The following is a 12,957-nucleotide window of genomic DNA, read 5'->3' as shown; positions in this document are numbered from 1 at the left end:
AAACACGTTATATCACATTTGACAATATATTTAGTTACTTATATTTTCCTCCTTTCCGCAAACCCGAGTTTCTGTTTACCGTCCTTCTTTCCGGTCTCACCCGGAAAGAATACACCTGCTCTGCTCATATCCGGCTTTCTTACGCCGCCTTTTTCGCGCATTTCGAGCACTGCGGCAGTCCATCCGTCTGTTCCAGTGCTACAAGTTTTACTTTACGTTTCAGCCCTTTGCAGGAAAGACTGTTATGATACCGGTTTCCGTATTTCGTATAGTAAACTTCCGCACCCGCAGCGCCATTTCCCACGCACTGTTCGCATTCCTTATATTTTTCTCCATCCTGATTCCGTTTCCACGCAAGCGCACCCGGTGAGGAAACCTGGATCGAAAGATTGATATGACTGCACGACGAATCGGTATGATACACACTGCCGTTCTCAGTCACCCACACCATCTGTTTTGCTTCGCCCTCTTCTTCATCCGCCTCCTCTTCTGTCTTTCCGCAGAACAGATGCACTTTCGCACACGCTGCAATTCCCCGGTTCCGCACCGGAACGAGGCGGTTTCCCATTTTCGGCCAGTAAATCGCTTTCAGTTCCAGCCATCCATTTTTCACACGGCTTCCTGCCAGTGTCACCATTCCATTTTCGCGGATTTCTTTTGGAATCTTTGCTTCTGCATAAGCAATGCACGCAGCCGTTTCTGGTATTTCATACGTTTCTTTTCCCGTCTCATCCACCGCGTAGGCACAGACGGAAAGATACCGCGCGGACTCCTGCAGAGATACCGTCAGCATTCCATGCAGCCGGTAAAGATCCACGATTTTTAATAACACAAGAACCGCGATCAGAAAAACAGGAAGTGCCAGTGAAGCTTCCACCGTCAGGCTTGCCCTGTTCCATTTTCGTTTTACAAAAGGCTGCTCTCCTGATCCGGATTTATAAAAATTCCCGGAAGAGTGGATAAGTTTTTTGATAAGGTTCCAGAAATAAATGTGCCGTTCAGAAGAACACCCTTTTGTATCCCTGCCGGAGTCATCCCATTTTTCAGGCTGCTCCCTGCATCTCATATCCATAATTTCTCGTAATCTCATACTCTCGTTTCCCAATTACCGCCGTAAAACCGGCTTCCAGTTCATCGACACAGCAATCCAGTCGGAAACCCGGCTGCTGCTGTTCTGTCCGCATATTGTATTCCACCAGATCCATCGCTCCAAACGTTACCGCTTTTCCCGATTTCTGCATCAAAAGCAGCCGCAGATAATCGGAATACTCCATGCCGCCCGGTGCATTTTTTCTGCTCTGATCCCCTGTTTCCAGCAGTTTCGGAAGCTGTTCCAGAGAAAGCTGCCACGATTCTGCCGTTTTGAACAGTGCTACTTTTCCACCATCCAGCAGTTCCCGCAGATCCAGAATGCTTTCTGCAAATGCCCAGCACACGGCAAGTGCCATTTTCACAACCGGCATCGCCGCCGGAACTCCAAACGACGCGGCAATTACCCCCGCCATTGCTTCCATCTCGCCCTGCTTCTGCGCATCTTTCGCCAGATACACCAGATTTGCCGCCTCCCGTAGCGCCAGCAGACGGTTCACGGTTCCCGCCAGATTATCCTGATCACTGTTTTTTCCGCAGAGCACATATTCCACCTGGCACTGCAGCCCTTCCTTCTTCTCCTTGCTGGTATAGCACGGAAATTTCCACAGAATATATTCGGACGAAAGCATCTTATCCACAAAGCTCAGTTCTTTTCCACACTCTGCCATGCCAAACCCGCTCTGCAGCTCCCGTTTTGATGCAAGAAACGATACATCCGTTTCCCCCTGCGACAGTGCCTGCCCTTCCGGGAGGACCAGTCCTAAAATTCCCATTTTCATTACTTTTTGAATGACCTCAATCGGATTCACAAAATCTTCCGGTACCGGCTGCTTCTGATCCGGTTCCGAAGGCGTGCCGTTTCCAGATTCTCCTTCACCTTTTGTTTTTTCTGTTCCCTCTTCTGGCTGTTTGGATTCTTCATACTGTTTTAAAACCTCCTCTTCCTCGTAACCGCTCTGTCCGTCCTCCTGACGTTTCACGGTTTCCTGTTCTCCTCTTAATTTCTGGGAAAGCTGCTGTATTCCATAAGTTCCAAGGCTGGCTTTCATTGCCTCACAGATCTGACGGGAGAAAGCACTTCCCTCCTCGTCTGTCGCAAGACGATAGCCGCCGAGATAAACTTCTGTAACCTGTCCGCCAGATAAACTGCCTGATAGAATTCCCATCCCCGATGCAGTGGGGGACAGAACTTCTCCCGCAGTTTCTGCGACTTTTCTGCTCATGGTTTCAGGTTTCCAGACACCGCTCTTATCCCCGCCGTTATAAAAAAACAGCTCGTACTGTCCCAGCAGTGTTCTGTCATACCCGGCAAACAGAGAATACAGTCCCTGTTCCATTGCGCAGGCCGTCATCACCCGTGCATGGGCATTTCGCACCGACGCAATTGTCCCGGAAATCAGGGAAAGCATCAGTATCAGAACGAGACACAAATATGCTGTTATGCTTCCGGCTGCCCATCTTTTCTGTCTTTCTGTTTCCCTCATGGGATACAGCTCCTTCCACTTTACTTTTACTTTTTCGAACTTTAGATGCCGTGGATCGGATAAAGGATATACCGAGACACAGATATGCAAATGACATATAGGTCCGTACCGGCTTCTAAATTTTTCTTTGGAGTTCCGTATTGGACATTTTCCCGTTTATACGGTGTTGCTCTGGTTTGTGACCTTCTCCATCAGACTGTTGACCAGACTCACAAGCTGCTTTTTAAAGATTAGTACGAGTCCGATCAGCACAACGAGAATCAGAATCACTTCCACAACACCCACCGCATCTTCCTCTTTCCAGAACTCCGATATCAGCTTCATAATTCCCACCTCCCTCTCTTTACCAGCTGTTGTGGGGATAAAAACATCCCCTATGCATAAAAGGACAAAAATGCCGGAACCGTGAGTATGACCAATACAACCGCAAGCATCATGCCCATCGGAAGAAGAAGCTTTGTCGATGCCTTTTCTCCTGTTGTTTTCGCCTGCCTTCTTCTCTCCTCAAAGGCCTCCTGCGATTCCTGTTTCAATAATTCCAGCAGTCCTTTACTGCCTTTTTTCAGGTTCTGCGTCAGCAGAACAGCAAGGGAACGATACGCTCCGGTTCCCATACGCATTCCCATGCGCTGGTACGCTTCCTGCTCGGAAACACCGTTTTCCATCTCCTGGCAGGTAAATACAATCTCTTCATAGGCAAAACGTTTCTGCCCGCCAAGCGCCAGATTTTTCCGGTAATCCACTGCAATCCGCTCGAGTACTTTCCGCATCCCAAGCCCGGCACCCAGAAGAAGAACCATTTTGCTGACAATCTCGGGATAATCCCGCAGCATTTGTTCTTCTCTTTTCTGCCTTGCTTTTTCTTCTTCCCTTCCTTTTGCCGCCCAGCAGACTGCTCCTGCCGCCGCGGCAAGTGCCATCAGCTCCAGACCTGTCAGATCCGGCACTTTTGACCATGTTACAGTTTCTCCGTTCAGTGTCTCCGGCAGATAATAGGCTGTTTCTTCGGGATGTGCTTCGTTTTCTTTTTCCACTGCTTTTTTCAGTGCCCTAAGAACCGCATCCCGCCCTTTTATCTCCGGTGGATAGACCTGAACCTTCCGTATATATTCTGTTGTTTCCCCCTGAAGTTCCAGTTCCGCTTTCAGCGTAACCTCCACTCCTTCTTCGGGAATCTCGTCTGACAGCAAACCCCGGCTGTCAATCAACAACGGCCTGTCTGTTTCCCAGCTAAGCGCCACCGGGCTTCCCGGTATTTCCGTAACCAGATCCATGTTTCTGTTTACCGTATGAAAAGACAGATTCTCACCTAAGATGATTTCATCCAGCGCCTCTATCGCCGCACTGAACGCCTCTTCTATCTCTTCTGCGCTGTAAGCTCTTGCAGGTACAGACAGTGTAATTCTTTCCGGTTTCTGATTTCCAACAGAAACCTCAAGTTTTTCCTCTGTCGGTTGGCTGCCTAAGGCACCCCGTTCCAGTTGAAGTTCCGCTTTTTCATCTCCTGAAACTTTTCGCACTCCGATCGGAAGGCAGAGTGCAGTGCCCGCTATAAACCCTGTCGCTGCAAGGCAGAAAATCCGTCTCACCAATTTGTGATCTTCCGCCTTTTTTCTCATCCGGAAATACCAGATGAACAGCCCCGCCCATGCGGTCAGACAAATCCACAACATTTGATTCCTCCCCTTTTTTGCGGACGAATCGTTATGATTCGCAGTCTTACTTTTTAAACTTCAATTGCTTCTTAAAACTCAATGTCCAGAATCTTCTTTCCAAGCACCCATGCCGCCAGATACACGGCAAGGCATCCGCTCATGAAGAAAACCCCGATTACATTCCCATACATCACACTTAAGAATTCCGGAAAGGAAAGCTGTACATATCCCAGAATTCCAAACGGCACAACACTCATAATATTCTGCTCGAACCGCCGGGAAGAAACGCCCGCACGGATTTCCCGCATCATGTCAATTCTCGTACAGAAAATATCCCACGTATTCTGAAAGATCTCGCAGACATTTCCTCCTGTCCGCTTCGCAATCACCAGTACACTTGCAAACGTCGCAATATCGTCAATGCGGCTTCGCACCGCAAGATCCTGAAACAGTTGTTCCACCGGCACGGAAATCATCATTTTATGACGCATCCGGCGCAGTTCCTGTACCAGAATGTTTTCTTTTCCCAGCGACTGTTCCAGCTGTCCTGCCGCCTCCAGCACTGCATTTTCCATGGAATAGCCGGAACGCAGTGCCGTGTGCATCCACGCAATCAGATCCCGGAAGCTGTCGTACAGCTCCTCTTTCCGTCTCTGAATCCGGTTTTTCCGATACGTGTGAAAACATACGATTCCAACCGGAACCACAGCAATGCATGCCCACCACGCCCGGTAACAGAGCAGGTTCACAGCGGCGGCAATCCCAAGACTGATTCCCGCTATTTCGAGATATTCCCGACCGGTAAATTCCCAGGTCTGATAGTCGATCCCCTTCGTCTCCTTCTCCTCTGCCATGCCCGTCTTTGCCTGGCTTCCCTCACGTATTCTCATCCTGTTTTCCCCTCCAGTTTTTCTCTGTGTACCAGTTCGCCTGTCTTTTGCAGGCCTCTCCCATATTCTCTTCGAAACAAAGAAACCGTTTTGATTTCGTCCTCCTCCATCCCTGTGATCTCTGCGATCTCCTCCACCCGACGGCTTCCATCCTCTCCGCGTCCTAAATGCACGAGAATTTCGATTCCCGATGCAATCTGGCGGCGGATTGCTTCCAACGGGAGCTGCACTCCCATCAGCACCATCGTTTCCAGACGGGAGATCATATCTTTCACGCTGTTTGCATGTGCCGTGCTCAAAGATCCCGCATGCCCGGTATTGAGTGCGGATAATAATTCAAACGTTTCCGCTCCGCGCACTTCACCGATAATTACGCGGTTCGGCCGCATACGCAAAGCTGCGCGGATCAGATCGCGGATCGTAATTTCTGTTCCTGATTCCAGATTTGCCTCTTTTGCTTCCAGCCGCACCAGATTCTCCACACCCTGGATCTGCAGCTCTGCATTGTCTTCGATGGTTATGATGCGCTCGCCCTTTGGAATGTAGGCGGAAAGCACATTCAGAAATGTCGTTTTGCCAGATCCGGTCGCCCCGCCGATCATCATACTGTAGCGGGTCCGGACGAGAGCCTGCAGAAACTCTGCCGCCTCTTTTGTAATACTCCCGATGGAGACCAGAAATTCCATCGTCACCGCCTGCTCCGGAAAGCGGCGGATGGTCAGAATCGGTCCGTTTAATGCGACCGGTTTCATGACAACGTTGACGCGGTCTCCATTTTCCAGCCGTGCATCCACAATCGGATTCTGTTCATTCACCACGCGGTTGCACCGGCCTACAATCTGCTGAATCACATCCTCCAGCTTTTCTGCGGAGGTAAAGCTTTTGCCGTATCTCTCGATTCTGCCGTTCCGTTCCACGAAGATATGCTGATAACCGTTTACCATAATTTCGGTAATTCCCGCATCTTCCAGCAGCTCCTGCAGGACATCGAGCCTCCGCACACTGTAGAACAGCTGTCTGCGCAGCTCCGCCTTCTGTGCCACCGGAAGATACCGTGTTTCTTCTTCCCCTAAAATCAGACCGTCAATCTCTTCGAGAACCTCTCCGTCATCCGGTTCGGATGCGATATCGATCCGCTCCATCAGTTTTCTCCGCAGAATTTCCGGCATTGTCATGTTTCTTCTCCTCTTCTGCCGTCCCGCAGAATCTGACGCACATAGTCGCCCAGCTCGCTCCAGACAAGCTCCTCAAAGTAGGCTTTTCCCGTCCGGTTTGCCGTGTGGAACGGAACGTGGATTTTCCGCATCTTGTCCAACACCGACTGGCAGTCCCACCGGCGCAGCAAATTTTCAAACTGCTCCATTTTGGCCGCAGAAATCACATCATTCCTTATCGGAACGTAAATTTCATTGCAAAAATCCAGAATCTGATACAGATCCGCCACGCCATCCCCGAGGTCGAGAATCAGCACTTCATAGCTGCTGTTCTTCTCAATCTCCTGAAACAGCCATTTCCATTCTTCATATTTTGCAGTCTGAATGTCCATCGGCGATGCGGCGGGCGGCAGATAATCCAGGTTCTGCATCGACTGGACCATTCCGCCCAGTTTGTAGATGATGCCCTGATTTTCCTGTCTCGCATAATACAGAATATCGCTCATCCCCCTGTCGTAACTGCATTCCAGCAGCCGTTCAAATCCGGAATAGCTCTCCATATTGAGATACAGCACTGCCCGCTCTTTTGCCAGAATCTGCCCCATCGTCAGGGCAAACGAGGTCTTCTGCGTCCGTCCGACCGGCGAATAAATGCCGATGATGCGCATTTCCTTTTTCGGCAGCAGTGCAGGCGATGTATCGACACCATTTTCTACGCCGTAGCACGCCATGACCTCGCGGATCACCTTTTCCGACGACTGGTATTTGTAGACCGCCGGATACTGATCCAGCACCGGACTGTGTACGCCCTCAGACAGAATGATAATCTGACGGATCGGATACCGGCGGATCTCTTCTTTCATCGCTTTATCCGAAATCAGAAGAATCTCTGTTTCGTTATTCTTTGCGAACTCCAGGAACATCTCCGCACTGGAAAACGCATGCACTTCGAACGGAATATTTCTCTTCTGGTTCAGATATTCCATAAAATTGCGTGCATATTCCATTTCCGTGTCACAGACTGCAAAAACACTCTTTTTCTTTGCAGTATTCAATAAAATCCCCCAATCCAGAGCAGCACTCCCATCAGCACGGGAACGGAAAAATGGATGCACTCCATGCCCCACTTCCCATCGTAATAGGGAACCGGCTCTGTTTTTTTCTGGTATTTTCTTTTGGTAAAATAAGTTTGGAAATAATTGAAAAATTTGGTAAGACGCTGCGGTAAATTTCCGCAGACGAGAATAATTCCGATAGATAAGACCGCTCCAGACAGGAACGACACAATCATACATTTCAGGATCGCTGGCACACCGAGAAAGCCTCCAACAGCGGATAGGAGTTTGATATCTCCCGCGCCCAGCATATGAAAATAGAACAGAATGTAAAGTGCGAGTATCGGGAAAAGCATCCCAAAAAGAAAAATACCCGCTCCCGCGGCGCCATAGCGGATGAGCTGTGTAACCAGCCCGGCGATCCATGCGGTGATAATCCATTCATTTGCAATTCTGCGTGTTCTTAAATCCATCCATACCGCCCCTGTCGCAACTGTCAGTACCAGACAGTGCTGCAAAGACATTTTGTCTCTCACCTCCCGTTTCGTTTGGGTCAACTTGATTGTGAGGTCATTATAGTTGCCTCTTTTCGATTTGTCCAGCGGTTTTCGGCAACTTTTTCCGGTTTGTGAATTGCCTCCAAAAACGGGATGAAAATTTCTCACACCAAAAAGAAAAATCGTGTGAAAGGTTTTCCGTTTTTCGCGGATTCGTAGAATCGTATCGCAATTTCGCCGCTGCTTTTTGGCTATTATTTTATGATCCTTTTTTGAAAGAAATTTTCCAGCCGCATCACAGCAAAAAGAAACAGACCAGAACTTTTTTCTTCGTTCTGGTCTGCTTCCATACAGTTTTTTCTGTTTTTACTGAATAAAATCCGCATACTCCGCTCTGCTGACCTTCTTCAGATCCTCCGGCGCCATGCACAGCGTGGTTCCGATTCTTCCCCCGCTCACGTAAACTTTATCAAATTGTGCCGCACATTCCTGAATCACGGTCGGATACTGTTTTTTCATTCCGATCGGGCTGCATCCGCCGCGGACGTATCCGCTGACTGCAGTGATATCTTTGACATGGATCATCTCGATGGATTTCTCCCCCACCGCTTTCGCCGCTTTTTTCAGATCCACTTCCTCTGCGATCGGAAGCACCAGCACATAATACTGCTTGCTTTTTCCCTGTGCCACAAGCGTTTTAAACGACTGCTCGACCGGCGCGCCGGTTTTCTCTGCTGTGTGAAGCCCGTCGATAAATTCATCGCATTCATATTGAAGAACTTCGTATTTGATTTTCTGGCGGTCCAGAATCCGCATTGCATTTGTTTTGATTTCTTTTTCTTTTGCCATTATTTTCTCTCCGGTGCTCCCTGCAGTGCATACAGTTCTTTTTTGAGCTGTTTGATTTCTTTTTTCATCTCAATATTTTTCTGTTTCAGCCGTACGACAGCATCCCCGGCTTCTTCCGGTTTTACAGAAAGTAAACGTGCAATGCCGAGGGTATTGATGTGTTTTAAGCAGTAATCCGCATACGCTTTTTCACCGGAAAGCATGGTCACGCGGACGCCGCCTTTGTATTTCTGGGCACTTAAGATTTTGATCAGACGGATTTCCCCTGTTTTTGCAACGTGGGTTCCGCAGCACGCACAGCTGTCGCAGCCTTCGATCGTCACAATCCGCACCTGGCCCTCAATCTCTTTTTTGCTCCGGTAATCCATGGTTTCCAGCTCTTCCTTTGACGGATAACTGATCGTAACCGGAACATTTCGAAGCACGGCTTCGTTTGCCTCCTGCTCCACATCGTAGAGCTGCTCCTCGGTCAGAACGCCGTCAAAATCAACGGTAATGACATCACTTCCCATATGGAATCCAACGTTGTTGAAACCGTAAATCCGATGCACGATACCTGACACGATATGCTCTCCGCAGTGATTCTGCATATTGGAAAAACGTTTTTCAAAGTCAAGTTTTCCAACTACCGTTTTGCCCGGCTCGAGCGGTGCTTCCACGGTATGCCAGATTTCGCCGTCGATTTCCTGTACATCCGTTACAAAAATTCCATCCAGTGTTCCCTCATCTGATGGCTGGCCGCCGCCCTCCGGGAAAAATGCGGTCTGATCCAGCAGCACGCGGTACATGCCGCCCTCGCAGACGCTCCGTTCTACGGTTGCCTCAAATTCACCCAGGTACGCATCCTGATCAAATAATCTTGTTGTGCTCATAATTTTTCCTCTTTTCCGTCTATTCGTTTACAATGTCAATCTGGCACATTTTCATAGCTTCCAATGCATTTTTATGACTCTGCGGCGTTACGCCCGCGCACGCGGATGCATCGACCGAAATCGGCACTTCCGGATAAAATGCTTTCAGCAGCATGGCATTGGAAATCACGCAGATGTCGGTGCAGAGTCCCACGAGTTCAATGGATTCCGGCACGCCGCCTGCCAGTTTTTCGATCTCCTCCGGCAGATTTTTTGCACCGAAGGTGATTTTATTCATCACCACGGCCTGTTTTTTCTCCGCCATTTTCTGAATTGTATCCTGCAGTGCATGACCCTTCGTTCCTTCGATACAATGCTCTACCGGAAGTTTTCTGCCCTCGGACGTTTCCAGATAATCCGCAAAATGGGTATCTCTGGTGCAGATAACAGCTCCGTCAAACGAATCCATCACCTCTGCAACGCGGTCAACAATCCCGACCGCCTCTTTCGTGCCGAGACTTCCGTCGATAAAATCATTCTGCATATCTACTACAATTAATACTTTCATCTTTGTTCTCCCTTCTGGGACATTTTTTATAAATGCTGCATCCAGCTCAGTGCCAGTGAAATCCAGCTCTGGCACTCTTCGCGTACTGCGTTCTGGTATTCATAGCTCTGTGTCTCCTCGCTTGCAAGGCCAAGGCCGTGGCCGCCGACCGGATAAATATGCATTTCTACCGGAATCTCCAGTGCATGCAGTGCAGTAAAGAACAGAATGGAGTTTTCTACCGGCACGCAGTCGTCCGGCGCGGTATGCCACAGGAAGGTCTTCGGCGTATCGAGGCTGACCTGATTCTCGAGAGACATCTCGTCTACCAGCTCATCGTACCGGTCTCCCAGCAGATTGGTGAAGGATCCGCGGTGCGCTTTCGGACCGGATGTGATAACCGGGTAGGATAACAGCAGACCGTTCGGACGAAGCTGCTCTGCGTCTACGCCAAGTTCTTCTGCAAGGAATGTTTTCTTTTTCCAGAACACACCGTACGATGCTGCCAGATGGCCGCCTGCGGAAAATCCCGCTACTACTACTTTGTTCGGATCAATGTGATATTCTGCCGCATGCTCCCGCAGATGTGCAACGGTCCAGGCAAGCTGGCGGAGTGCCGTCGGATAGTGAGCTGCCGGAGCAACACTGTAATGCAGAACAACAGCGTGGTAACCGGCTCCGACAAACTTCAGCGCAATCGGCTCTGCCTCACGCTCGGACACCCATTCATAACCGCCGCCCGGGCAGATCACGATGACCGGACGCACGCGTTCCGGAGCAATCTCACGCGAGTTGTCCAGAAAATACGTATATAATTTTGCAGTTTCTTCTGTATCTTTTACTTTGACATCTAATACCTGATAATTCATAAGTTCTTCCTTTCCCCCCCCATTTTTCCGGGTACGGCCACAGCCGCCAGTTTTTACTCTGTTGTCATTATACCGTATCGGCGCAAAATATCAAGCGTATCGCACCAGACACTTTTTTCTTTTCAAATCCAATTGCTCATAGTATAATAAATTTATATTTGCATGTTTTTGAGCGGCAAAAATAACACATAAAGGAGTATATTGCAATTATGGATTCCAACCTTATTGTCCTTACCGATCAGGACGGAAATTCTGTCCGTTTTGAGCTTCTGGATATCGTAGAATACAAGGAGGATGAGTACGCAGTTCTCTATCCGGCCGACGGCGGCGATGACGAACCGGTACACATTCTGCGCATCATTTCCGAGAATCTCGATGTCAACGAAGCCGAGTTCGAAGGCCTCGATGACGATGAACTGATCGACACCATTTATCAGATCTTCCGCGAGCGCAACGATCTGGACGACTGATTCTGCCACGCAAAAAGAGCAGCATTTTTACCTTTCACACGCCGGTAAAATGCTGCTCTGTTTGTGTTCCTGACTTTCCAGTTGCTATCTACAGTTTATACTGCATCAAGTTCCTCTGGGATAAGTATTTGATATTCGATTGCCATTTTTATTTCCTTCTGCTTATTTTCTCACATCCAGCACCTGCACATACGGGGCGTCCTTTGTGCATGGTTTCCAGTCGTCTTTTCCCTCTGCGTTCGGGTTTCCGGTTTTCATGAAATTGGTCCAGTCGTCCATCATTTCTTTGCTGAGGGCATAGTCGCCTTCGGTTTTCGGGCGCCAGCTTCGGCCCAGGGTTCCGAACATGTACCAGAGTTCGGAGGAATGGAACGCTCCGGCGTCGTCGCCTAACAGGGCACGGGTGAAGTAGTAAACGTAAGCCGGTTTTCTTCCGAGTTTTTCCAGCGCAAGGCTCCAGTTGATGCATCCCTTATAGATGCCGCCGTGCTCGCCTTTTTCTTTCATCTCCGGGAACACGCCGATGTCGTCTGCGGTTGATCCGAGCATGTATGGGATGTTCTTGATTTTTCCTTCGGTTACTGCCTCGTTATAGCCGCAGGTCAGCAGGTGATTGTCGATGTTCGGCACGAAACTCAGCATTCTCGATGGATTTACGCGGCCAAACTCCTCCTGCAGCTCCACAATTTTCTCAGCCGGAATCGTACGCAGTTCTTCCAGCGATTTTGCTCCGCTAAGCTCCACAAATTCCTGGCCGATGGTTTCTGCCTCGGAAAGCGGCATATCGCGGTTCAGTCCGGTGTCGTAGCCGCCGGCGCTCTGGAAAATGGCTTTGCTGATCCAGTTTTCAGTCAGCGGAGAACTGACGAGTGTCTGTACGCTCATGCATCCCGCGGACTGGCCGAATACGGTGATATTTTCCGGGTCGCCGCCGAATGCTGCGATATTTTCTTTTACCCATTTCAGTGCTGCGATCTGGTCGAGAATCGCGTAGTTTCCGCTTCTTCCGACACCGCTCTCCTCAGACAGCCACGGATGTGCCAAAAATCCGAAAGCACCGAGACGGTAATTGATCGTAACGAGAATCACTCCGCGTTCGCAGTAAGCAACTCCATCAAATTCGGATTCGTGGCTGAATCCATGCATGAATGCACCACCGTGAATCCAGAAGGCAACCGGCAGTTTTTCATCCGCTGCATTTGCCGGTGTCCAGATGTTTAAGTACAGACAATCCTCACTCTGGTTCATACCAAATTCCGGATCGAGATAAAATTCTTTTCCATAGAAGGAGTCCGGCTCATGCTCGGTCTGCGGGCAGACACATCCGAAATGATCCGCCTTATAAACGCCCTCCCAGCACGCCGGCTCTTCCGGCGGGCAGAATCGTTTTTCGCCTACCGGCGGCTTTGCGTACGGAACGCCGCGGAATACCGTGTAGCCGTCTTTTTGCACACCATGAACCTGTCCATATTTTGTTTTTGTCTCTGTAATTGCCATAATTAAAAATCCCCTTTCCATTTCTTATAACTGTGATAAAAACCCTC

14 protein-coding genes are annotated in these 12,957 nt (G+C 49.3%); 1 reads left to right on the top strand and 13 read right to left on the bottom strand.

Going from position 1 to position 12,957, the window contains the following annotated elements:
- Window positions 1-139: 139 nt before the first annotated feature.
- The 12 genes from DXD02_RS14465 to DXD02_RS14410 all read right to left on the bottom strand — a co-directional run bounded on the left by DXD02_RS14465 (window position 140) and on the right by DXD02_RS14410 (window position 10,943).
- Window positions 140-877 (bottom strand): hypothetical protein, encoded by a 738-nt coding sequence (locus DXD02_RS14465; RefSeq protein WP_147326115.1) that lies wholly within the window; start codon window positions 875-877, stop codon window positions 140-142.
- Window positions 878-1,043: 166 nt separating this feature from the next.
- On the bottom strand, window positions 1,044-2,576 hold the full coding sequence (locus DXD02_RS14460; protein WP_117802474.1) for a DUF5702 domain-containing protein: 1,533 nt from the start codon (window positions 2,574-2,576) through the stop codon (window positions 1,044-1,046).
- A 156-nt stretch (window positions 2,577-2,732) separates the two neighbouring features.
- Window positions 2,733-2,900 carry a Flp1 family type IVb pilin gene (locus DXD02_RS14455; RefSeq protein WP_022461946.1) on the bottom strand — a complete coding sequence of 56 codons (168 nt, stop codon included), beginning with the start codon at window positions 2,898-2,900 and terminating at the stop codon, window positions 2,733-2,735.
- Window positions 2,901-2,950: 50 nt separating this feature from the next.
- A complete protein-coding gene (locus tag DXD02_RS14450; RefSeq protein ID WP_055226608.1) occupies window positions 2,951-4,249 on the bottom strand; it encodes a type II secretion system F family protein in 1,299 nt (432 codons plus the stop codon).
- Window positions 4,250-4,320: 71 nt separating this feature from the next.
- On the bottom strand, window positions 4,321-5,121 hold the full coding sequence (locus DXD02_RS14445) for a type II secretion system F family protein (RefSeq protein WP_117802473.1): 801 nt from the start codon (window positions 5,119-5,121) through the stop codon (window positions 4,321-4,323).
- Entirely contained in the window at window positions 5,118-6,296 is a 1,179-nt protein-coding gene (locus DXD02_RS14440; protein ID WP_055226604.1) for a CpaF family protein, read from the bottom strand. Before DXD02_RS14440 ends, DXD02_RS14445 begins: the two co-directional genes overlap by 4 nt.
- Window positions 6,293-7,330, bottom strand: coding sequence for a hypothetical protein (locus DXD02_RS14435; RefSeq protein WP_226906364.1), 1,038 nt, complete (start codon window positions 7,328-7,330; stop codon window positions 6,293-6,295). The genes DXD02_RS14440 and DXD02_RS14435 overlap by 4 nt, the downstream gene beginning before the upstream one ends.
- Window positions 7,327-7,995 (bottom strand): A24 family peptidase, encoded by a 669-nt coding sequence (locus DXD02_RS14430; protein WP_147341999.1) that lies wholly within the window; start codon window positions 7,993-7,995, stop codon window positions 7,327-7,329. Before DXD02_RS14430 ends, DXD02_RS14435 begins: the two co-directional genes overlap by 4 nt.
- A 198-nt stretch (window positions 7,996-8,193) precedes the next feature.
- Window positions 8,194-8,676: a Cys-tRNA(Pro) deacylase gene (gene ybaK / locus DXD02_RS14425; protein ID WP_055219087.1), complete on the bottom strand. Its 483-nt coding sequence runs from the start codon at window positions 8,674-8,676 to the stop codon at window positions 8,194-8,196.
- The gene (locus tag DXD02_RS14420) at window positions 8,676-9,548 is read right to left on the bottom strand and encodes an alanyl-tRNA editing protein (protein ID WP_118667034.1); all 873 of its coding nucleotides are present in this window, start codon (window positions 9,546-9,548) and stop codon (window positions 8,676-8,678) included. The genes ybaK and DXD02_RS14420 overlap by 1 nt, the downstream gene beginning before the upstream one ends.
- Before the next feature lie 19 nt (window positions 9,549-9,567).
- Window positions 9,568-10,095 (bottom strand): cysteine hydrolase family protein, encoded by a 528-nt coding sequence (locus tag DXD02_RS14415; RefSeq protein WP_022461954.1) that lies wholly within the window; start codon window positions 10,093-10,095, stop codon window positions 9,568-9,570.
- A 26-nt stretch (window positions 10,096-10,121) separates the two neighbouring features.
- Window positions 10,122-10,943 (bottom strand): alpha/beta hydrolase, encoded by an 822-nt coding sequence (locus DXD02_RS14410; RefSeq protein ID WP_022461955.1) that lies wholly within the window; start codon window positions 10,941-10,943, stop codon window positions 10,122-10,124.
- A gap of 209 nt (window positions 10,944-11,152) precedes the next feature.
- Between DXD02_RS14410 and DXD02_RS14405 the strand changes: the two genes are divergently transcribed.
- Window positions 11,153-11,413 (top strand): DUF1292 domain-containing protein, encoded by a 261-nt coding sequence (locus tag DXD02_RS14405; protein WP_022461956.1) that lies wholly within the window; start codon window positions 11,153-11,155, stop codon window positions 11,411-11,413.
- Between the two features lie 162 nt (window positions 11,414-11,575).
- Here the strand turns inward: DXD02_RS14405 and DXD02_RS14400 are convergent, their stop codons facing one another.
- Window positions 11,576-12,910: a carboxylesterase/lipase family protein gene (locus DXD02_RS14400; protein ID WP_118667033.1), complete on the bottom strand. Its 1,335-nt coding sequence runs from the start codon at window positions 12,908-12,910 to the stop codon at window positions 11,576-11,578.
- Window positions 12,911-12,957 lie beyond the last annotated feature (47 nt).

Origin of the sequence: Blautia sp. TF10-30 (assembly GCF_003481245.1) — a bacterium.
GTDB lineage: Bacteria > Bacillota > Clostridia > Lachnospirales > Lachnospiraceae > Fusicatenibacter > Fusicatenibacter saccharivorans.
The sequence above is the reverse complement of the archived record's forward strand: the minus strand, read 5'-3'. Positions and strand labels throughout refer to the sequence as shown.